Source organism: Enterococcus sp. 3C7_DIV0644 (assembly GCF_002141235.1).
Taxonomy (GTDB): domain Bacteria; phylum Bacillota; class Bacilli; order Lactobacillales; family Enterococcaceae; genus Enterococcus_D; species Enterococcus_D entomosocium.
Genome location: NZ_NGLK01000001.1, coordinates 1,714,059 through 1,734,120 on the forward strand (window position 1 = coordinate 1,714,059; position 20,062 = coordinate 1,734,120).

Annotated in this window: 20 protein-coding genes and 1 pseudogene; 7 read left to right on the top strand and 14 right to left on the bottom strand. The window is 42.6% G+C overall.

Translation table 11 applies throughout. The features are described from left to right. Window positions 1–516: 516 nt before the first annotated feature. The 8 genes and pseudogenes from A5877_RS08085 to A5877_RS08120 all read right to left on the bottom strand — a co-directional run bounded on the left by A5877_RS08085 (window position 517) and on the right by A5877_RS08120 (window position 4,779). On the bottom strand, window positions 517–696 hold the full coding sequence (locus tag A5877_RS08085; RefSeq protein ID WP_005233106.1) for a hypothetical protein: 180 nt from the start codon (window positions 694–696) through the stop codon (window positions 517–519). A 93-nt stretch (window positions 697–789) separates the two neighbouring features. Then, the gene (locus tag A5877_RS08090) at window positions 790–1,119 is read right to left on the bottom strand and encodes a hypothetical protein (protein ID WP_005233105.1); all 330 of its coding nucleotides are present in this window, start codon (window positions 1,117–1,119) and stop codon (window positions 790–792) included. Window positions 1,120–1,163: 44 nt separating this feature from the next. Then, window positions 1,164–1,367: a hypothetical protein gene (locus A5877_RS08095; RefSeq protein WP_005233104.1), complete on the bottom strand. Its 204-nt coding sequence runs from the start codon at window positions 1,365–1,367 to the stop codon at window positions 1,164–1,166. Window positions 1,368–1,616: 249 nt separating this feature from the next. Beyond that, window positions 1,617–1,967, bottom strand: coding sequence for a DNA cytosine methyltransferase (locus tag A5877_RS08100; protein ID WP_223273059.1), 351 nt, complete (start codon window positions 1,965–1,967; stop codon window positions 1,617–1,619). Window positions 1,968–2,079: 112 nt separating this feature from the next. Further along, window positions 2,080–2,430, bottom strand: a complete 351-nt coding sequence (locus tag A5877_RS08105; protein ID WP_005233100.1) for a hypothetical protein — start codon at window positions 2,428–2,430, stop codon at window positions 2,080–2,082. A gap of 123 nt (window positions 2,431–2,553) precedes the next feature. Continuing rightward, a pseudogene (locus tag A5877_RS08110) lies at window positions 2,554–3,030 on the bottom strand (DNA cytosine methyltransferase); the annotation flags it as partial. A gap of 394 nt (window positions 3,031–3,424) precedes the next feature. After that, the gene (locus A5877_RS08115; protein WP_034872427.1) at window positions 3,425–3,604 is read right to left on the bottom strand and encodes a putative holin-like toxin; all 180 of its coding nucleotides are present in this window, start codon (window positions 3,602–3,604) and stop codon (window positions 3,425–3,427) included. 278 nt (window positions 3,605–3,882) lie between these two features. Then, on the bottom strand, window positions 3,883–4,779 hold the full coding sequence (locus A5877_RS08120) for a LysR family transcriptional regulator (RefSeq protein ID WP_005233094.1): 897 nt from the start codon (window positions 4,777–4,779) through the stop codon (window positions 3,883–3,885). Window positions 4,780–4,895: 116 nt separating this feature from the next. Between A5877_RS08120 and A5877_RS08125 the strand changes: the two genes are divergently transcribed. Then, complete coding sequence (locus tag A5877_RS08125; protein WP_276525021.1) at window positions 4,896–6,557, top strand: malolactic enzyme; 1,662 nt, start codon at window positions 4,896–4,898, stop codon at window positions 6,555–6,557. 13 nt (window positions 6,558–6,570) lie between these two features. Beyond that, a complete protein-coding gene (locus A5877_RS08130; protein ID WP_005230514.1) occupies window positions 6,571–7,851 on the top strand; it encodes a 2-hydroxycarboxylate transporter family protein in 1,281 nt (426 codons plus the stop codon). Between the two features lie 180 nt (window positions 7,852–8,031). Here the strand turns inward: A5877_RS08130 and A5877_RS08140 are convergent, their stop codons facing one another. Then, on the bottom strand, window positions 8,032–9,414 hold the full coding sequence (locus A5877_RS08140) for a lytic polysaccharide monooxygenase (protein WP_176257016.1): 1,383 nt from the start codon (window positions 9,412–9,414) through the stop codon (window positions 8,032–8,034). A gap of 277 nt (window positions 9,415–9,691) precedes the next feature. Continuing rightward, window positions 9,692–11,215 carry a flavocytochrome c gene (locus A5877_RS08145; protein WP_086316669.1) on the bottom strand — a complete coding sequence of 508 codons (1,524 nt, stop codon included), beginning with the start codon at window positions 11,213–11,215 and terminating at the stop codon, window positions 9,692–9,694. Window positions 11,216–11,696: 481 nt separating this feature from the next. Here A5877_RS08145 and A5877_RS08150 point away from each other — a divergent pair, with 481 nt between their 5' ends. Further along, window positions 11,697–12,116 (top strand): phosphate-starvation-inducible PsiE family protein, encoded by a 420-nt coding sequence (locus A5877_RS08150; RefSeq protein ID WP_086316670.1) that lies wholly within the window; start codon window positions 11,697–11,699, stop codon window positions 12,114–12,116. Between the two features lie 15 nt (window positions 12,117–12,131). On the opposite strand, the gene A5877_RS08155 is transcribed toward A5877_RS08150, so the two are convergent. Continuing rightward, a complete protein-coding gene (locus A5877_RS08155; RefSeq protein WP_086316671.1) occupies window positions 12,132–13,937 on the bottom strand; it encodes a sensor histidine kinase in 1,806 nt (601 codons plus the stop codon). 53 nt (window positions 13,938–13,990) lie between these two features. Between A5877_RS08155 and A5877_RS08160 the strand changes: the two genes are divergently transcribed. Next, a complete protein-coding gene (locus tag A5877_RS08160; RefSeq protein WP_008381846.1) occupies window positions 13,991–14,707 on the top strand; it encodes a response regulator transcription factor in 717 nt (238 codons plus the stop codon). On the opposite strand, the gene citG is transcribed toward A5877_RS08160, so the two are convergent. The 3 genes from citG to A5877_RS08175 all read right to left on the bottom strand — a co-directional run bounded on the left by citG (window position 14,684) and on the right by A5877_RS08175 (window position 17,698). Then, complete coding sequence (gene citG, locus A5877_RS08165; protein ID WP_223347141.1) at window positions 14,684–15,547, bottom strand: triphosphoribosyl-dephospho-CoA synthase CitG; 864 nt, start codon at window positions 15,545–15,547, stop codon at window positions 14,684–14,686. The genes A5877_RS08160 and citG overlap by 24 nt on opposite strands. Beyond that, window positions 15,540–16,235 carry a GntR family transcriptional regulator gene (locus A5877_RS08170; RefSeq protein ID WP_005233081.1) on the bottom strand — a complete coding sequence of 232 codons (696 nt, stop codon included), beginning with the start codon at window positions 16,233–16,235 and terminating at the stop codon, window positions 15,540–15,542. Before A5877_RS08170 ends, citG begins: the two co-directional genes overlap by 8 nt. 116 nt (window positions 16,236–16,351) lie before the next feature. Further along, window positions 16,352–17,698 carry a CitMHS family transporter gene (locus A5877_RS08175; RefSeq protein ID WP_008381841.1) on the bottom strand — a complete coding sequence of 449 codons (1,347 nt, stop codon included), beginning with the start codon at window positions 17,696–17,698 and terminating at the stop codon, window positions 16,352–16,354. 431 nt (window positions 17,699–18,129) lie between these two features. Here A5877_RS08175 and A5877_RS08180 point away from each other — a divergent pair, with 431 nt between their 5' ends. Genes A5877_RS08180 through A5877_RS08190 form a run of 3 tightly spaced genes read left to right on the top strand, consistent with a single transcriptional unit; the run spans window position 18,130 to window position 20,039 of the window. Beyond that, the gene (locus A5877_RS08180) at window positions 18,130–18,477 is read left to right on the top strand and encodes a hypothetical protein (RefSeq protein ID WP_008381839.1); all 348 of its coding nucleotides are present in this window, start codon (window positions 18,130–18,132) and stop codon (window positions 18,475–18,477) included. Between the two features lie 9 nt (window positions 18,478–18,486). Beyond that, a complete protein-coding gene (locus A5877_RS08185) occupies window positions 18,487–18,900 on the top strand; it encodes an acetyl-CoA carboxylase biotin carboxyl carrier protein subunit (protein ID WP_086316673.1) in 414 nt (137 codons plus the stop codon). Window positions 18,901–18,923: 23 nt separating this feature from the next. Continuing rightward, the gene (locus tag A5877_RS08190) at window positions 18,924–20,039 is read left to right on the top strand and encodes a sodium ion-translocating decarboxylase subunit beta (protein ID WP_005233072.1); all 1,116 of its coding nucleotides are present in this window, start codon (window positions 18,924–18,926) and stop codon (window positions 20,037–20,039) included. Window positions 20,040–20,062 lie beyond the last annotated feature (23 nt).

Genomic DNA, 20,062 nt, shown 5'->3' on the forward strand with positions numbered 1-20,062 from the left:
ATATAAACCTATATCAATAATTTTTTAAATTATACAGTCTTTTGACAAACAAATTATAGCTTAAAAATAAAATTAGAAATATTAAATTATTGATTTTTCTTAAAATTATTCCAGTAAAGTTTCAATTTAATCCCACCGATTTATTGTCCAGCTGATACCATGCTTCACCACCACTAGACCATATATCTAATGGTTAAATATTGTATCTCTCACCTTATTTTTTTAAATCATAGAAGTATTAATCAGTAAACAAAATATAGATCTAAGCAATAATTCACTACTCCTCTCTGGATAATCTGCCATCAAATCACATTTTACTATTGATTTCTCATTGGACAAAATTAACCAACGAGCGAAGTTTTCCATCATTTGCAAGTGCTAATAATTTTACGATTTTCTTTTTGGCTTTTTCATCCATTGGATCTCACCTTTTGTCTGATTTTAGTTTACCACGTATTGGATAACGGTTTCACTGATAAGTGATAGCACTTCAATAAAATAGAAAATAAAGTGCAGTCACTTTCTAAGCTCAGGAATCTCAAATCCCGCTTTTTCTTGCTCAAGCAACATATCTAAAGCGATACACATTAATTTCGATTCACTTTTCTTGTACTTGGTGTTCAAGTGCTTCAGTCCCTGCTTCCTCTTTTCATTAAGCGTTACAGGAAGACGTGTGTTTCCTTTTGCAATGGTCATAACTCGCTCTCCTTCATTGAAACGATCAAAGATTTAATCAAAGACGCAGCGAGCGTGTAACCACACTCGCCGCAGCTTTGAACGGACTCTTTTCTACTGATTGTTTTTCATGACTTCCTTTGCTTCTTCTGTAAGGGGAAAGACTTTTGCAACAGCCATGCCACAAGGAATTGCCCCTACAGCTTCCTCACAAATGACACCAGCTTCTATCAGTACATCTTCAATGCCCGTATTTTCAGACCACCCTTTGATTGCGACGAAATCTTGTTTGATTCCGACACTCGTGTTCACCGTAGCCGTAGCAAGCAGCTCTTCTTCAGACTGACCTCTTCTTTTCTTAACCAGTTGAATCGCTACATTGTTATTATCTTCATAGTGATCAAATGTCACAATACATTTTTTCTTATTTAAAACGGCGTTCATAGTTTCTCCTCCTAAAGATAAGGAGTTACAAGGCAAAACCCTGATTATTCAGTGATTTCTTCTTTTAATTGATCCGCAAGTTTTGTAAGCTTTGCAGCGTTATCGAATCGCATTCTTTCTATAGAAGATTTCTTGTGCATCAAATCAGAGACAGTCATTGCTTTGACTTCGGATCTATTCTTGATTTCAGTGATCGAGTGACCGCTTTTAAATAGCAGCCATTCAATTTTTTCTTTATCTGCATACATATTTTTTCCTCCTGAAAGGAGTGTGACAATTAAAGCTTGCCACTACTCGCAATTATGGTATATTTTGAGTAGTAGCGTCCCGTGAAAGGATTTGTTACTGTGCATTTATTCTGTTCCCAGCAGAATAAATGCTTTTTTTGTTCCGTCTATTTTTAATAAAACCCCTCCTTAACCTAAATAAAATAACGGTATACCGTATATTTATTATATCACGGCATACCGTTCTTTTCAAGAACTATCTATAATTTTTTACCTTTCGCTAAAGCGATCAAAAGCCGTCGTATCGTTTATTTCGAAGTGCTTTGCTATGAAATAAATGACTGATACAGTAACCGAATTTCCAGCTTGTTTGTACAGCTGACTATTCGAAGTTTCTTGATCGTATCTGCAGTTATAGTGATCAAGCCCGTTACTGATTATTTCTTCAGCAATCTGCCTACTACCGAATTTCGCTGACAAAAAGGTCCAATCAGGAAACAACTGCAGTCGCCAACATTCAAGTGGTGTTAGTTTCCGGATCTGAAAAACATCGGTTACTACGGCTTGCTGATCACTTGTAACGTGGGTATATTTGCTTGCTGATTTCCCACACGTCCCCAACGTTTTGTAGATTTAGGATAAATGAAATTGATACTATCGGCTGGTAGTACTGCAGTATAGCCTTTTTTCGTGGCTGCTTTCACCAGTATTTTGGGTTTGTGGCCGCCACCACTCATGGTGGTAAGTGTAGGGCATAGCCATCTACGGAATGGATCGCTGCAGCTGATCGATAGGAACCATCGATCGACCCTGCCACGATAATTCCGTGACGATCTTGTGTGGTTAAGATAAACATCGGTGTTTCATTTTCCTTCATTCTACGGCCGTTTTGGCGAATAGTGGCTTTATCTGGCATTAGGATCGGAATCGCAATTTTATTTCCTTCCCCTTTGTTTGTGGTGATCGTAGGACTAAGTCCTGAAGCATCATATACTTGGCCATTCATTCCTCCACCGCTTGGATTGACGTTGCCAACAACGATTTGTTTCGGTGTTTTGTAGTCCGTTGCGGTCAAAGTCCCCATCAGACCATCTGTATATTACGTTCTTTCTCGTGTAAATCGACTTAAATCATTCGCTGCATGTGACGCCAGCTAAATGGATCCTTCCTGATTTTTGATCAACTGATCCTTCTTCTCTTGTGATAGGAAAATCTTTTTGGTACCTGCTCCTCTAAGATGTCCGATAATAAATAAACGCTCTCTGTTTTGGGCGACAAACTCTTTGCTTTTAAACAGTTGCCATTCCACGTCATACCCCAATTCATCCAAGGTTCGGAGGATTGTCTCAAACGTAGCCCCTCGTTCATGGTTGAGAAGTCCTTTGACGTTTTCAAGGTATAAAAGCTTAGGTCGCAAGGTAGATGCTAAGCGTGCATTATCAAAAAAGAGAGTTGCTCTAGTATCTGAAAAACCCTTTCTTTTTCCAGCAAGGCTGAAAGCTTGGCACGGAAATCCTCCCGCGATAATGTTCACACGTCCGATTCCTCGAATAAATTCATCTGAAAATTTTGTGATATCATACATTTCTACCTCCTGTTTTGTGTCAGGAATTGATTGATAACTTTTTCTGGCATGGCCATCGATCTCACAATACCCAACACATCGGTAGCCAGCTTGTTCCATCCCTAAACGAAATCCTTCGATTCCTGAAAAAGATCTAAAAAGGTGCCTTTATTTTCTGTTGTACCATTTTCCATTGTTCACTCAGTTTCTTCATGCGCATGAAAGGTATTTCAAGTACCTGATGGATTAAGAATACCGAGAAAATGGATGGTTAAATTGCGGAAAAATGGTGGTACTTAGACCTTTTTAAAGAAAGAAAAGCGATCTTTTTTGCCCTCCACCTTCCAGCTGCTCCCCACCACTTAGGAGGACAAAAAATAGACGTGCAAAGCACGTCTGTAGCGTCAATGATTGATATCTTACTGAAATCTTGCTATAATTACTGTGTAAAGAGGAGTTGCGTCAACAACTCCCCTACAGCACCGTTTAAGACGGTGGCAAGTTTTATATTATTTTAGTAATCAGTCAACTCGCCAAAGTTTAGTGACTGGTTACTTTTTTTGTCGTTTTTTGCTGCAGTTAGGATGCCAAAGATAATCGTTGCGATTAAAGAACCGAAACTAATCATTAGCCCTAATGCTTCAGCTACAGACAAAAGGCTTCTCCTTTCTAAAGAGTTAGCACTTACTTTCATAAGCACCACCACCTTTCAAAAGATAGCCACCGTCACAAACTTTACTGTCCTACTATTATACCAAAAATCCACGTTAAAAACCGATAGTTATCAAGGTTTTTAGCGTTTTTTCATGCGATAAGAACGGTCTAAGTAAAGGGATTTTTTTCTAGTTTCATTGGTTAAAGGAACCATCCATTCGTCTTGTCCCGCATTGAAAGATCCCTTTTATTTCAACATCCGAAGAACACGCACCTGCACCATTTTTCTCTGACCTTACCTCAAGAAATCCCCACTCCTCACCTTTCCTCCTCCCAAGACAGCTCATCCAAGATCCTAATCAACTTTTGAACCTCTTGATTCAACATCGCACTCTTTAAATAGGCATATTGAATATAAAAAATTTCCTTATCTTCAGGGACTAGCGGTATTTTCACTAAGCCTTCCATTTCTTGAAACACAGGAAATTCCGTCATCAAGGTAATGCCGATATTGGAACTGACCAGCTGGCCAATCGTCTGGACGTCTGAAAAATAAAAGGGGACTTCCGGCTTCTTCTTTGATTTCTCACTTAAATTCTGAAAGGCGCGCATGTGGGTATAGCCTTTTTCCAATAGGATAAAGGGATATTCGGCAGCTTCTTCAAATGAGATTTCCTTTTTCTTAGCCAATGGATTTTCTTTTGACACAAAAATAAAAAACTCTTGCTGATGCAATAATTTCACCTGCAGATTCGGGTGGACGAGGGGATTGACACTGCCCAGCAAGCTAAAATCGATTTTTCCTGACAATAGTTTTGAAAGCAATTCATTGGATCCCCCAGATACCAAGTGAAATTTCGAAATAAAGCGGATGATCTCTTTTTCATCTAAGAGTTTTGAAAAAACTTTGGAACGAATGATCGGTGGCAGACCGATATGGGTGCGGTTGTTTTTGGCATGATCGATGGCTCGGTCCAAGGTCACAAATTCATCTAAGATATATTGCGCATGAGCCTTCAAAATTTCCCCTTCCGTGGTCAATGAGATGGAGCGATGTGAGGCTTCTCGCACGATCAAATCACAGCCATAATGCTCTTCCAAGCGTTTGACAGCGTAACTGACGGTTGGTTGACTGACCGCAAATTTATGCGCTACTTGGGTAAAAGAAAGCATATCTGCCAAAGCGTTAAAGTATTCTAAATCTCGTATATTCATCGTCTGATTCCTCCCTTAACCGGTTTAAACTAGCAGCGGTTTTGTTATAAATAATTTTTATTATACCACCGATAGTTGACTATAATTCTGTCCGAGGATTAAAGTAGCTAATGGAAATGAACGAGTACTCAAAATATATCCATTGGAGGAACATAATGAAAGCACATGACATCTTAAATAACCCATTTTTGAACAAAGGAACCGCGTTTACACAAGAAGAACGAAAAGAACTAGGGCTGATCGGTTTATTGCCCCCTCACGTGCAAACGATCGAAGAACAAGCAGAACAAGCTTATTTGCAATATGTCACCAAAGAATCAGACATTGAAAAACGTCACTTTTTAATGGAAATCTTTAATACCAATCGGACATTGTTCTACTATTTGTTCAATCAACATATCGTTGAATTCAATCCGATCGTCTATGATCCAACGATTGCTGATACCATTGAAAATTACAGCCGCCTATTTGTGGATCCTCAATATGCAGCATACTTAGATATCAATCATCCAGAGAACATCGAAGAAACGTTGAAAAATGCCGCTGGCGATCGGGACATTCGCTTGATCGTAGCCACAGATGCTGAAGGGATTCTTGGGATTGGTGACTGGGGTGTCCAAGGTGTCGATATTTCTGTCGGTAAATTGATGATTTATACAGCAGCTGCTGGGATCGACCCTGCTTCTGTTTTACCAATCGTGATCGATGCCGGTACCAACCGTAAAGAATTGTTAGAGGATCATTTGTATCTAGGCAATCGTCAAGAACGTGTCTACGGTGATGCCTACTACCAATTCATCGATCAATTTGTTCAAACGGCAGAATCATTGTTCCCTAAACTTTACTTGCATTGGGAAGACTTTGGCCGTTCAAATGCTGCAACGATTTTGGACAAATACAAACAAACAATTCCAACTTTTAACGATGACATCCAAGGAACGGGAATCGTTGTGCTGGGCGGTATCTTCGGTGCACTGGATATTACAGGTGAAAAATTAACGGATCAAGTCTACTTATGTTATGGCGGTGGTTCCGCTGGTGCCGGGATTGCCAGTCGAGTCCATGCGGAAATGGTCAGCGAAGGTCTTTCAGAAGAAGAAGCCTACAATCATTTCTTTATGGTTGACAAACAAGGGCTTTTGTTCGATGATATGTCCGATTTGACTCCTGCACAAAAACCATTTGCCAAAAAACGGGCTGACTTTGCCAATGCTGGCGATATGACGCAATTGATCAATGTCATTAAAGTCGCAAAACCAACGATTTTGGTCGGTACCTCAACCAATGCGGGTGCCTTTACCAAAGAAGTTGTGGAAGCGATGTGTGAAAACACTGCTCGTCCAGTGATTTTCCCTATCTCTAATCCAACCAAAAAATTAGAAGCAACGGCTGAACAAGTAATCGAATGGTCTGATGGAAAAGCCTTTGTGGCAACCGGTGTCCCTTCAGGAACGATCCAATACAAAGGAGTCGACTACCAAATCGGTCAAGCAAACAACGCCTTGATCTATCCTGGTCTAGGGTTAGGTATGTTGGCTTCAGAAGCCTCTCTCTTGACCGACGAAATGATTGGTGCCGCTGCTCACTCATTAAGTGGTTTGGTTGATTTGAGCCAACCCGGTGCACCTGTTCTCCCACCATTTGAATACGTTGCGGACGTTTCTATCAAAGTGGCTGAAGCAGTTGCCAATAAAGCCAAAGAACAAGGACTAGCCCAAGCGCAAGAAACCGATATGGCAAAAGCTGTCCAAAATCTTAAATGGTATCCAACATACTAGGAAGGTCTGAAAAATGAATAAATTAAAAACGATGACGATTTCGGGAATTAGTCTTCCCTTGTATCTCTTTTTCATGGTTGTCATATTCAGTGCGATTGCCTTAGACAAGTTGCCATTAAATATGGTCGGGATCACCATTTTACTGGTTGCCTTAGGACACCTGCTGTATTTCATTGGGGAAAAACTCCCGATCATGAATTCTTATCTTGGCGGTGGGTCAGTTTTTACCCTGCTTGGTGCCACCCTTTTGGCCTCCTTCCATCTCGTTCCCACGAAAGTCATTGACGCGGTCAGTGACTTCATGGGGGGCGGTTTTGGTTTTCTTGATTTCTATATTGCCGCTTTGATTTGCGGCTCGATTTTAGGTATGAACCGCAATTTGTTGGTGAAGGCTTCTACGAAATTCATTCCTGTTGCTTTGATCACAATGGTAGTAGGCTTTTTCTCCGTCGGCCTTGTCGGTATGCTGCTAGGCAATGGATTCGCTGATTCGGTGATGTATGTGTCTCTACCAATGATGTCTGGCGGGATGGGGGCGGGAATCACCCCACTTTCACAAATTTATGCTGATGGCTTGGCAAACGGCAATCAAGCCGCCATCTTTTCTCAATTAGCGCCAGCAGTTACTTTCGGGAATATTCTTGCCATTATTGGTGCTTTATTTATCGCAAAGGCCTTTGCTAAAACCAAATACAATGGCCATGGCACCCTGATCAATGCCACGAAAGAAGAATTAGAAAAACCAAAAATAACGCTTGATGCCCAACAAATCGGGGTCGGGATGCTGTTTTCCTTTTCACTGTTGGTTGTTGGTGCGATTTTAAGCGACTTTTTCCCTAAAATTCACGAGTATGCCTTTATGATCGTGATTGTCTTTATTCTGAAAGCCTTGAATATTGTTCCTAAGAAACTCGAAGATTCTGTGGTGATGTTCAACAATGTTGTAATGACGAATTTGACCCACGCGGTTTTGGCGGGGATTGGTTTGGCATTGATCGATCTGTCAACACTGGCCTCTGCCTTTACTTGGCAATTTGTCGTGCTTTGCCTAACCAGTGTCGTATCTATGGGGGCTGCCAGCTGGTTCTTCGGGATGGTATTAGGGATGTATCCCGTTGAAACCGCAATTGGCGCCGGTATGATCAACAACTCGATGGGGGGAACAGGTAATATCGCTGTATTGTCTGCCTCTGATAGAATGGAAATGATTGCTTTTGCCCAAATGGCCAACCGTTTATGCGGTGCGATCGTGCTGATTCTAGGTGGAATCTTGATCCGTTTCTTCTATTCTTGATCTAAAACAAAAAACAGGTGCTGCTACGCATGATGCATAGCAGCACCTGTTTTTGCATTCCTCAAACGAATTCGTCCAATTGGTTGCACGAATCGAACAAAGATTCAGCCATTCACTCATAAAAGAGCCAAAAAGAGCAGTGCCTCCGCACTGCTCTTGCTTTCCTGATTCATTCAAGGGTTACAGCTTCTTAAACAAGGTTGGTGCTTGATCAGGAGACCAAGTGGTGTCTCCGTAATTTGAGTGGGTGTTAATCACGACATAATTGCTGCCTTTATGGCTCACGATTTCACCACTTGTATACACTTCTGGTGCAGAGAAAGTACCTAGTTTCCACACACGGTATTCTGACTCCCCGCCTCCAGGTGTTTCAGTTTCTTCTTTGGCATTGGTTTTCACGCTCAGCTGGTTACTGAAAGCGGATTGTTCGCCCGTTTTGCTGATTGCTTTGATTTGGTAATTGTAGGTTGTATCCGCTGCTAGATTCGTGTCTTCATAGGTTGTTCCTGTGGCCGTAGCAATTTTGACGCCATTGCGGTAAACATCATATCCAGCGATCCCATTTGTATGAGTCGATGCTTGCCACATTAAGGACACGCTGCTGTCTGTCACGCTCATTTGGTGCAGGTTGCCTGGTGTCGAAGGTGTTTCGACTTGATTGTCTGCTGAGGTAGTCACTTTCACTGCAGCACTTTTTTCTGAAACTAACGCAGTAAAGCCAACTGCTTCTACTTGATAGCTATAGGTTGTGTTGGCTTTTAATTGTGTGTCGGTAAAAGTTGGCTCAGTAGTCGTTGCCACTAAGGCACCATCGCGATACACGTTGTATTCTTTCGCATCGGTTTGACCGTTCCATGCTAAAGCCACCGTGCTGCTAGTCACTCGTTCTGAGCGGACATTTGCTGGTGCTGCTGGTTTTTCGGGAATGACCGTTGAGCCGGAAACGTTGACGTCGATCACGTTATAAAAGGCATTTGGCGTATCTGCAACATCCCAGACCGCTAAAATGACATGGTAACCGAGACGATTTTCTGGAATGGTAATGGTATGGCTTGGGCTATTGCTGGCAGCCGAACCATCGTGATTCACAGTAGCGATCAATTCCAAGCTATCTCTTGAAAGTGGCGCGTTTTGATCCCAACCTGGTTTCGTGATATAGTAATGCCATTTTGTGGTCTTGTGAGGCGCTGTATAATGCCAATTGACCCGCAATGGTCCTTGATTGATGTCTTGTTTGGTCCAACGATTGGTTCCTTGTTCATCAAGAACAAAGTCCCCGATTTGTCCGAGTCCACCATCTGCCGAAGCGATGCGACCATCTACTGGTCCTGCTTCTGGAAAGCCTTTTTTAGTTTCCAATGATTGTGGGTTTGAAATGACATTGCCATATTTCTCAAACGCAGCGCTCCACCCTAACGTATTGCGATCCAAAGACCCTTGATAGCCCCGACTGACCGGTGATTCCACATAACCATGAGCAAATACTTGTTTCCCTGTGAAGAACAAGGTCCCTCCAAGTAAGATTGCCACCCCGACCGACCATTTTACCAATGCGTTTTTCATACTCTGCCTCCTAAAATTTTTTATCATCGAATAAACCAATCCTATCCGTTTATTCCTTGATTCCGATTCATTGAAAAGCAAACCCTACATATATAAATAGTTTATTTATATATGTATGATAAACGACTTAATCATTATAAGATTATAATGACTAGTTTTCCGTCCTTTCAGTTAGAAATACAAAAAAACTTGAAACGATTCTCCTCCTAATCACTTAAGAGGATTCGTTCCAAGTTTCTTTCTTTATAGACGATCTTTTTTAGGAAAAAACAGCCGCTTATTTCCCATTTTCTTTCACATAGTCAGAGGATTGCGCGCCTGCTTGGCGACCAAAGACCATAATGTCGGCTACAGCATTGCCGCCGATTCGATTTTGTCCGTGGATACCGCCGGTCACTTCACCTGCTGCATACAAGCCAGTGATTGGTGTGCCATCTTCTTTCAACACTTGGGTCTTCGTATTGATCTTGACGCCGCCCATTGTATGGTGGATCCCAGGTGCAATTTGAATCGCATAGAATGGCCCTTCCGTCAAATCATAGTCCATCGCCGTTTCACGACCAAAATCTTTGTCGGCTTTGTCTGCCACTGCTTGGTTCCATGTATCTAAAGTTTTCTTCAAGGTTGCTGGATCGACATCGATTTTTTCAGCTAACGCTTCGATGGTGTCAGCTTCTACCACTACACCTTGTTCTTTGTAGTAATCGACTTGTTTGGCTCTACTTGCTAACGCATTGTCAAAAATCAAGTAGGCATAGCTTTCTGGCAGATCTGTGATGGCAGCTGAAACATTGTCGCGGGTTTCTAATTCATTGTAGAAACGTTCTCCTTGTTGGTTCACCAAAATGGCGCCTTCTCCACGAACGGTTTCACTGATCAACATACCTGTATCTTGAACCACTGTTGGATGGACTTGGATTTGATCCATATCAACCGTTGCGCCGCCTAATTCTTCGATCATCTTGATACCATCGCCTGTACTTCCTTCAGAAGTCGTGCTGACATAGCCTTTCAGATCTGGACGATATTTTTCGATCAGTTCTTTGTTGGAGCCAAAACCACCAGTAGTAACAACCACTGCATCACCAGCGATTTCTTTTTCTTCGCCATTGATTTTCACGTTGACGCCAGTGACTTTGCCGTCTGTTTCATTGATTTTTGTCACATCAGCATTTACAAATAAAGGAATTTCTTGCTCATGAATGTTTCTCAACAGGCCATCCACCAAATACGTACCGACTGCTGAACCGTCGTGAGGACGATGGATCCGTTTTACACTGGCACCGCCGCTGTAACTGATATTGTCTAAAGTGATCCCCATTGAATCCAACCAATCAATCGCTGAAGCAGAGTTGTCTACTAAATAATGTAGCAATGCTTGATCGTTGGTTCCTTTACCACCTTTAAGGGTATCTTCAAAAAATTGTTCATTCGAATCTTCAATGCCTTGGGCTTCTTGGAATTTGGTTTCTGATGCGTTCATTCCGCCAGAAGATTTCAAGGTATTTCCGCCTGCGATCGGCATTTTTTCTAAAATGACTGGATTCATTCCAGCATCTTTAGCCGACAAGGCTGCTGCCATCCCTGCACCGCCAGCACCAACGATGACGATATCATATTGATCTTTTAACTCTACTGGATCGGTATACTCTTGTTGGGAAGCACCTGAAGTGACTTCACTTTCTGAAGAAGAGCTTGCCGCACTGCTGCTGGCTTTTGTTCCGCCATCGGCACCACATGCACTAAGCAACAATAATGAGGCTGCCCCAATCACCCATTTTGACCATCCACTTTTTTTCATTTGTTTCCCTCCGTTTTTCTTTTTGCCCTTTTCTCCTCACTGATCCCCGTCATAAATGATGAGAAAAGAAGCATTTTTCTTGCGAACCCCGCTTAACTTGTTACTTTATTAACAATGGTAAACATCTTGCGATCGGACTATTTTTCTATTCGATAGCGATAAAAACATTGTTTAAGCAACGTTTCAACAGCGTTCTATTTTATTTAACCATTGTAACAAAAAAAGAAACTAAGTGTCTCGTAATAATTTGTGTATATTTTAACTATCAATTCTCATCTTTTTCTAATTTTATCGGAAAAAGATACTATATTTTCCTCGCTACTTTCTGCTATTCAAAGCTGCCACAAAGGTCCCGCTCATAGAATGACCGTTAAGTTCGCGGTCAAAAAGATATTGCCGCGATTGTTCTTTCACTGTTCTTTTCCCTTTGTCCTGCGCCTTCTTTTGTATAATAAAAGAAAAAGCAGAAATGGAGTGACAAATGGAAAAATTGAACCGGATGTTCGAGCGAGTGATCAGTATCTGTATTGATAGCATGTTAGCGATCTTAGTCGTTGTCGTCTTGATTTTTATGGGAAAAGCGATTTTTATGATCAGCACGACGCTCTTTCCTTTAAGTGAAGCGCCCCACCTGTCCTTTTTGATTGAAGAAATTGCCACGTTATTCATTTTGTTAGAAATCATTTTGATGTTGCTGCGGTATATGAAGGACGGACACCATATTCCCGTCCGTTACTTGATTTTGATCAGTATTACTGCGATTTTGCGCGAGCTATTGTTAACGCAAGGCATGGCGAACGATGCCCTATTTTTTGCTCTAGCGATTTTTGTCTTGGTACTGGTCTTGCTAGTCCTGCAAAAAATCAATGCCTTCCAGCATGCCCAAGAAAAAGACCACTGAAACTAGCCCGTCGGATCAGTTGGGTTCAGTGGCTTTTTCGGGATCAGTTAGAGGAATACCAATATAAAAGGTGGTTCCTTTAGGCGTACTTGTAACATCGATCAACCAGTCGTTTTTTTCCACGATTGAAGAGACAGTGAAGAGTCCTAGACCAGTACCGCCAGTGGCACTCTTGGTCGTGAAAAAGCGGGTAAAGATTTTTTCTTGGATTGCTTCTGGTATGCCGGGACCGTTGTCGACGATTTCGATCAAAGCAAACTCCTGTTGTGCGGAGAAAGCTTTCTTACGAAACGGAAAGGTGGCGCTCTCTGTCGAAGTGTGACTCAATCGAATGCTGCAATCGGCATTTGCTTGGTACACATTCATCAACAAATTGTAAATAATGACTTGCAGATCGATCTTCTCGTAGACGGCATATCCTACTTCTTGGATATCATACGTAAGGGAAAAGGCTTTTGGCAACAGTGCGCGCATAGTATCGATGGCTTCTGTCAAGGTAGTAGCGATCGACTGCACAGTTTTATCGGCACTTTCGAGTTTCGAAAAACGTAGCACATTGCTGGATAACTCTTTGCCTTTTTCCGCCGCTTTGCAGACTTCTTGCAAGTCCTCCACTAAGACTTCATCGTGTTGGTTTTCCTCGATCAGCAATTGCAGATGACCAATCATAGGCGTCAAAAAGTTGTTTAGGTCATGGACGATTGAGGTCGTTAGCAAGCCAATGGTTTCCAGTTTTGATTCTTGCAAAATGTTTTTTTCGATTTCGTGCTTTTCTTTTAACAGCCGTTGTCGTTCTTTCAGTGCTTGGTTTTCGACATAGGCTTGATTGCGTTTCATGTAGTTTTTGATCAGGACGGTCAATAAAATCATAATGACAAACAACAAACCCAGTAGGCCAATCAAAATCAAGTTGTCTTGTAAAAAGAGACCGCTTTGCTCCAAAAAATCGGCATTGCTGGCGACGATCAGCCGACTGTCGCCGATGGTGATCCATTGATAAGCAGCCAATTTCAGCACTTTTTGCAGTGTTTCTTCGTTCCACCAATAAGAATAATAGACGGAGGTGCCTTCTTCATTGTCGATTTGTTCTTGCTCCAAGCGCTCAAGATCGGTGAAATCCAGCTCTGGAAATTCTTTTTTGCGGCTCTCAACGATGGAAAAACCAATTTGTTCGTCCGATGGGTGCATAACGATCCGCATATCGGCGTTTTTGACCATCGTATAGCCGGAGACATTGCGATCGGTGGTAAATTCATGATGATACATGCGCTGCAGATTCAAAGGCATCACAAGAACCGCTTCTTTGTCGTCAAGGGTTAGGGACTGATACACATTTAAATAGGCCTCTTTACCATCGAAATAGACTTGCCCATTTTGTACCTGCCGACCCGCCAATACTTTGTCTAAGGATGGATCTTTGAATAACAATTCTTGCACCGGCGGGTCTTCTGGTTTATTGACCGCCGTTGCGGTATTTTGGGCGATGACCTGACCTTGTTGGTCGATCAAAAACAATCCGACCATGGCATTGTTCGCGGAATTGATCACTGGTAACGTTAAGGGACGCTGCAAATCAGCCAAGGCGGCGCCTTCAAGGTGGTCATCGGCATAATTGGCAAGAGCCATGTGGTACGATTCGATACTACGGCTGATCAGCTTGATCGCCGCTTGGTTGACCGTTTCTAACTGCCGCAACCCGACGGTTTCAGCTTGTCTTTGTGCGCTTTTATAACTTGTAAAGGTAAAAATAAGTCCAATCAATGTAATGAATAAGGTAGCGACCACGCTTAAATACAGCCAAAACTTTGATGGCGGTTTCATTGTAAACCCCTTTCATATTTACTATAATACTATTGATACAGGAGGCGGATATTTTGCGAGATGAAAAAATTTTAATCGTTGATGATGACCCTGCTATTCGGCGGCTGATTTGGAAATCTTTACAATCGACGGGCATTTTGATCTACCAGACTGATTCCGTTGAAAAAACGATTGCGATCAATTCTCGTGTCAGCTTTGATCTTTTTTTACTGGATATCAGTTTGGAGCATGAAAATGACGGCTATCATTTGGCACAACTGATTCGAGAAGAAAACCCCACGGTGCCGATCGTCTTTTTGAGCGGTAAAAGTGACGAAAAAGATATGATCAACGGCTATGAGATCGGTGCCGATCACTACATTACGAAGCCTTTTTCACCAGCACTCTTAAAAGCACAAATCGTTTCGATTCTTGATCGCCGCAACGTGCTGCGAGAAAAAGGGATCGCCAAACCGGAAGGGGATCTGTGCAGCGGCATGTTTCGTTTTGACCAAAAACGCTATCAGTTTTTCAAAAATGACCAGCCCATCAAGTTGTCTTCAAAAGAAATCATGCTGATGCGCTTTTTCATGGAAAATCCGGATCAAGTGTTCTCGAAAGAACAGATTTACAGCAATGTTTGGCAAGATGGCCAATTCGATGCCAATACCGTGATGGTTTTTATCAATCATCTGCGAAACAAAATTGAAGATGAGCCGAAGCAAGCCCGTTTTTTGAAAACCGTTTGGGGGATCGGCTATACCTTTTTACCAGAAGGAGACGCCTTCTAGCTGCAAGAAATAAAGGGCCAAGGCTAAAAGATCCGCCGACCCGCCAGGACTCAAATGGCGTGCGATCAACAATTGATCATAGGTCGTTAATTCACGAAGCAAGTCTGTATCCGACAGATTGGCTTGGTGAATTTTTTGCATTTCCTGCTGCACGGTCTTCATCGCCTCGTAGCCGCCTCGGTGGACGAGGTTGCTGTCTTCGGTTTCACTCATTAGATAGACCAACCCTCGCAACAAGGAAACGGAGGTTTTTTGTGGTTGCTGCCGTAAGTACTCCAGCAATTTTTTAACCGTTGGATAACCAGCTGCGGCTTCTCCACGAATCCCCATCGTGCCGTAGGTTAAATAATTTTTTTCTCCGTAAGACAACTGGTCTTTGTGGGTGATTTGCTGCAGGTCTTGCTTGACCAAATGCTGGCAGATGTCGGCGGCAAGCTGCAGGATCTGATTGGTATCTTCAGCCGTCAGCACAGCCTTGTCATGCTGTTGATAATAGACTCCTGTCGCCCCCAACAAAACTGCAAAGGAAAAGTTCGCCCCTTTGTGGGTATTGATGCCTTTGGTTGCCTGAAGCATCGCTTCTTCTGCTTCTTGACCGATCCCACGTAACTGGTCAAACAGCTGGATCAGGGCGCCTGTATGGGCAAAGCCAGCTTGGCTATAGCGCTGAAAAAAAGGCGCCAAACAAGTGATACTATTGATAAAGGTAAACACATTCATGTCCTGATGCGCACCAGAGGAGCAAGGATCTACTAAACCAGGCTTGGGTGCTAACGCTACCTCATAATGCAGCGCATTGACTGCATAGCTGCTGGCGATAAAAAGACGGGAATCAGTCAATTTTTCTTCGCTCCATTTCAGCAAGAATAAATTGCAGGGAGTGATCCAAATGTTCATGGGTCAACAACGTGATCTGTTCCGTGTCATTGGTTCTCATGCCGCGATAAATCAGCCAATGTTCCGCCAATGCCGCATCCCTTCTTCTAGAAGAGCGAATCGCAATGTCACGAAAATAAACGAGGTACGCTTGCAGATCCAGCACGATACTTTTTAACCGCAGCATCTGGCTTTTTTCGTAAATAAACGCATTGAAGTCAGAAAAGTTTTTCAAGACCCCATCCACATCATCCTCACGATTCAGCTGTTCGCCATGTTCTAACAAGCAGCGCATCTCCCGGAAATCCTCCTCACTCATCAAGGCCATTGCTTTGATAGTCGCCAATGTATCCAATGATTTGCGGATATCGTAAATCTCATAAGCATCTTTGATACTGATCCCTTTTACGACGATGCCGATTTTTGGTACGTGTTCCACCAGTTTTTCAGCCACCAGCTGCGTCATGGCGTAACGAATTGGGGTCCGGCTGATGTTTAACGTATCGGAAAATTCTTTCTCATTGATGCGAGAGCCTGCGGGAATGTCTCCTAAAATGATGGTTTTTTTGAACGCTTCATAGATCAAATCTTTTAATGGTTTATTTTTGGTCAGATCCAGATTTTTATTTACTGCATCAATAATTGGATTCATGATTTACTCCTATCATACTAAAAACAAATGAGATTTTTGGGAAAAAATAGATATATCGATAAACAAGGAAAACTACCGAGCAAAATGGCAGCCTGCTCGATAGTTTCTTTATGAAGTTACTGTGGAATATAAAACGGCATATGACCCAATAGTACGATCGTAACGACAAAGATCACGAAAATCCCCAGTGCGTATTTCGCCGCTTCTTTTTGCCATTGCCCCATATCTAAGCCAGTCAAGCGCAATAGCAAGTAGATGAAGGCAACCAATGGACTTAACAAGTGGAACGCTTGGCCCATTAAGGACGCCAAGGCCATCTGCATATTGGTGAAGCCATACGAACGACCCGCTTCTGCTAAGACCGGTAGAACCCCAAAGTAAAACCCATCATTGGAAATAAAGAAAGTCCCAGGTGCAGAGATCAGGGCGATAACTATGCCCCAGAAACCAGCCAATTGTTTAGGAATGATTTGCGTGAAACTATTCGCTAAGGCAGTAGCCATCCCAGAGCCTTGGAACAAGCCCATGAAGACGCCTGCTGCAAAAACTAAAATTACTACTTGAACAGCATCGCCGCCGTTGGCACCGATCCGTGACGATTGATCTTTCAAAATTGGGTAGTTGACCATCAATGCGATACAAGTACCTACAAGGAATAACAAGATTGGTGGTAAAGCGATACTAGAAATAAAGGAGCTTGCTACTAACCAGCCAATCAAGACGATCGTTAAGATACCATTGAAGACAAAGTTTTTCGGACGACGGATCGCTAATGTATCAGGATCAGTCACAGTCGTCATTTCTAATATCTCATCGTTCGTCAGTTCCGTAACCCCTAAACGTTTCCGTTCTTGGATCCCCATTCTGCGAGCCACGAAGAAAATCACATATAACAGAGACAAAATCATTCCTGGCAACAAATAAGAAAGAATATCCGCATCAACTTCCAGCACGGCCATTGCTCGGGCAGTCGGTCCGCCCCATGGCAATAAGTTCATGATGGTGTTTTGCAAAATGATCAAGACACCAAGGTTCATCATTTTCATATTCAGCTTCTTGTAGATGGGAATAAACGCAGAACAACAAATCAAGGTAGTGGTCGTTCCATCACCGTTCAAAGAGACCGCAGCGGCAACGACTGCCGTTGCCATCAAGACTTTCATCGGATCGCCTTTAGCAAAATAAATCATTTTTTTCGTGATTGGATCAAACAAACCGGCATCCAACATAATGGAAAAGTACAAAATCGCAAACAGCAACATGATTCCTGTGTTGGCTGTTGTCGAGATGCCCTCAAGGACAAAATCACCGATGTTGCCTTTTTCGGAAACACCAGCAACCATCGCAACGAGGGTAAATAGTAATGGGATAATTACTAAGGATGTAAAGGGTGACATTTTTTTCTTCATGATGACAAACATGAAGACAATAATCATGGCATAGGACAAAATTGTTAAGAACATTTTCTTCTTCCTTTCATGCATCGAAATGTGTAAGCGTTGTCAAAAAACATTTTAAAAAAATTACAGGCCCGTAATTTGTTAGCGACAAGCGTCACTAGTTTGTGAATATTTTTCTTTTCTTAAAGGAAATAATGTTATTGAATGCTTTACACGTCTAAGAATAAACAATCAAGAAATAGAAAAAAAGACCCGTTTAAAAAAAGAACAGCAAAAAAACAATTTCTCTTTTCAAATCTTATTTTTCGTTTAAAAAGTTCTTAACAGAATATTAACGCAAGAAAAACCTTGATAAATCAACGTTTATATCGATTTTTCACTCTTTTCTCAAAAAAGGAACACTGAAAAAACAATTTTCAGCCGAAATAAATCTCGCTGATTGAACGGGAGTTTCTATAATGAAAGGGAACGAATCATTGAGAAAGGAGAAACCCATGAATCTTATTAAAAGATTGTTCAAAAAAACGCATGATGAACCAGATGCGCCTGTCAGTCCTCCTCTGAAGCCAAGGGAAATGATAGCGGACCCACCCGCGTCTGATTGGCAAGAAGTGTCGGGCTATCAGCCGGCGCCTGCAGAAGATTATCCGTTAGTCAGTCTGATAGCCGCCGCACTAGGTGCCGAGTGTTCCCCTGAAAGTCAGTTTGTCATTCGAAGAATTGAGAAACGCAATCCTGAATTTAAGCGAGTCACCCTGATTGCCGCCAGTATTGCCGCAGGAGAGCTGCCTGATTCTCAGTTCACAATCAAAAAAATAGCCAAAAAAAATGAAAACAAGTGAGGGAAAAACATGTTACGTAAATTTAAAATAGCGATCGATGGGCAAGAATACCTTGTCGAAATGGAAGAAATCGGTGCCCCGCAACCTACCGCTCCTGCCCCAGCAGTGCCAACACCGGCTCCTGCAGCGGTACCTGCTCAACCAGAGGCAGTCAGCACACCAGAACCAGAAGTAGCACCACAGCCAGCGTCAGCTACGCTTCCTGCTGATGGCGAGCCGATTCATTCTCCGATGCCGGGAACGATTTTACGTCTCTTGGTCAATGTAGGTGATACTGTACAAGAAAACCAGTCGTTGATGATTTTAGAAGCCATGAAGATGGAAAATGAGATCGTGGCACCAAAAGCCGGAACCGTGGTTGCCATTGCAGTCAATGCGGGCGATATGGTCAACCCAGGAGAACTGCTGATTACGATCGGCTAATTTATTGAAAAGGAAGTGACGTAGTGGAAACGTTAATTGAAGGTGTAGTCGGGTTAGGATCGGAGCCGGGACGGATCGTTATGATGCTCATCGGTGGTCTATTGATGTATTTGGGGATCAAGAAAGAATATGAACCAACCTTGTTGGTCCCTATGGGATTGGGCACGTTGTTAGTGAACTTCCCGAACTCAGGTGTGTTAAGTGCTGGTGGAGAAGCTGGCCCGTTCCAAGTATTGTTTGATATGGGGATCTCAACTGAATTGTTCCCTTTGCTTTTGTTTATCGGGATTGGTGCGATGATCGACTTCGGTCCATTGCTGCAAAATCCATTTCTTTTATTGTTTGGTGCCGCTGCGCAATTCGGGATCTTCTTTACGATCATCGTTGCCGTGTTGCTTGGTTTTGATTTAAACGACGCAGCTTCCATCGGGATCATCGGTGCCGCTGACGGACCAACGTCGATTTTTGTCGCAAATACGCTGAACTCGAAATATATGGGTGCGATCATGGTAGCAGCTTACTCTTACATGGCGCTAGTACCGATCATTCAACCGGTAGCCATCAAAGCTGTGACGACCAAGCACGAACGAAAAATCCGCATGACGTATCGTGCCGGTGAAGTTTCGCAAACGGCAAAAATTTTGTTCCCGATCGTGATCTCGATCGTAGCAGGGTTGATTGCTCCTGTTTCATTGCCATTGGTCGGATTTTTGATGTTCGGAAATCTCTTGCGGGAATGTGGTGTCTTAGATCGTTTGTCCATCACCGCTCAAAACGAACTGGTGAATATCATCAGTATCCTCCTAGGTTTATCAATTTCTGTGAAAATGCAATATGAAGAATTTTTACAAGTCGATACATTGATGGTTATTGGTTTAGGGCTGGTTGCCTTCATTATGGACTCGGTCGGCGGCGTGTTGTTTGCGAAAGTGCTGAACTTGTTCCGTAAAGAAAAAATCAACCCAATGATCGGTGCAGCTGGTATCTCTGCGTTTCCAATGTCTAGTCGTGTCATCCAAAAAATGGCGACAGATGAAGATCCGCAAAACTTTATCTTGATGCATGCAGCCGGTGCCAACGTTTCAGGACAGATTGCTTCGGTCATCGCCGGTGGCTTACTGCTGGCACTGATTGCTTAGGTCACTAGAAAGGAGAGGAAAAT

Excerpts from the sequence above, each read along its gene's own strand:
- A5877_RS08180 (WP_008381839.1), top strand. The coding sequence starts at position 18,130 with ATGAATCTTATTAAAAGATTGTTCAAAAAAACGCATGATGAACCAGAT.
- A5877_RS08155 (WP_086316671.1), bottom strand. The coding sequence starts at position 13,937 with ATGAAACCGCCATCAAAGTTTTGGCTGTATTTAAGCGTGGTCGCTACC.
- A5877_RS08150 (WP_086316670.1), top strand. The coding sequence starts at position 11,697 with ATGGAAAAATTGAACCGGATGTTCGAGCGAGTGATCAGTATCTGTATT.
- A5877_RS08085 (WP_005233106.1), bottom strand. The coding sequence starts at position 696 with ATGACCATTGCAAAAGGAAACACACGTCTTCCTGTAACGCTTAATGAA.
- A5877_RS08095 (WP_005233104.1), bottom strand. The coding sequence starts at position 1,367 with ATGTATGCAGATAAAGAAAAAATTGAATGGCTGCTATTTAAAAGCGGT.
- A5877_RS08170 (WP_005233081.1), bottom strand. The coding sequence starts at position 16,235 with ATGAATCCAATTATTGATGCAGTAAATAAAAATCTGGATCTGACCAAA.
- A5877_RS08175 (WP_008381841.1), bottom strand. The coding sequence starts at position 17,698 with ATGTTCTTAACAATTTTGTCCTATGCCATGATTATTGTCTTCATGTTT.
- A5877_RS08090 (WP_005233105.1), bottom strand. The coding sequence starts at position 1,119 with ATGAACGCCGTTTTAAATAAGAAAAAATGTATTGTGACATTTGATCAC.
- A5877_RS08105 (WP_005233100.1), bottom strand. The coding sequence starts at position 2,430 with ATGGGGACTTTGACCGCAACGGACTACAAAACACCGAAACAAATCGTT.
- A5877_RS08115 (WP_034872427.1), bottom strand. The coding sequence starts at position 3,604 with ATGAAAGTAAGTGCTAACTCTTTAGAAAGGAGAAGCCTTTTGTCTGTA.
- A5877_RS08145 (WP_086316669.1), bottom strand. The coding sequence starts at position 11,215 with ATGAAAAAAAGTGGATGGTCAAAATGGGTGATTGGGGCAGCCTCATTA.
- A5877_RS08125 (WP_276525021.1), top strand. The coding sequence starts at position 4,896 with ATGAACGAGTACTCAAAATATATCCATTGGAGGAACATAATGAAAGCA.
- A5877_RS08130 (WP_005230514.1), top strand. The coding sequence starts at position 6,571 with ATGAATAAATTAAAAACGATGACGATTTCGGGAATTAGTCTTCCCTTG.
- A5877_RS08185 (WP_086316673.1), top strand. The coding sequence starts at position 18,487 with ATGTTACGTAAATTTAAAATAGCGATCGATGGGCAAGAATACCTTGTC.
- A5877_RS08140 (WP_176257016.1), bottom strand. The coding sequence starts at position 9,414 with ATGAAAAACGCATTGGTAAAATGGTCGGTCGGGGTGGCAATCTTACTT.
- A5877_RS08120 (WP_005233094.1), bottom strand. The coding sequence starts at position 4,779 with ATGAATATACGAGATTTAGAATACTTTAACGCTTTGGCAGATATGCTT.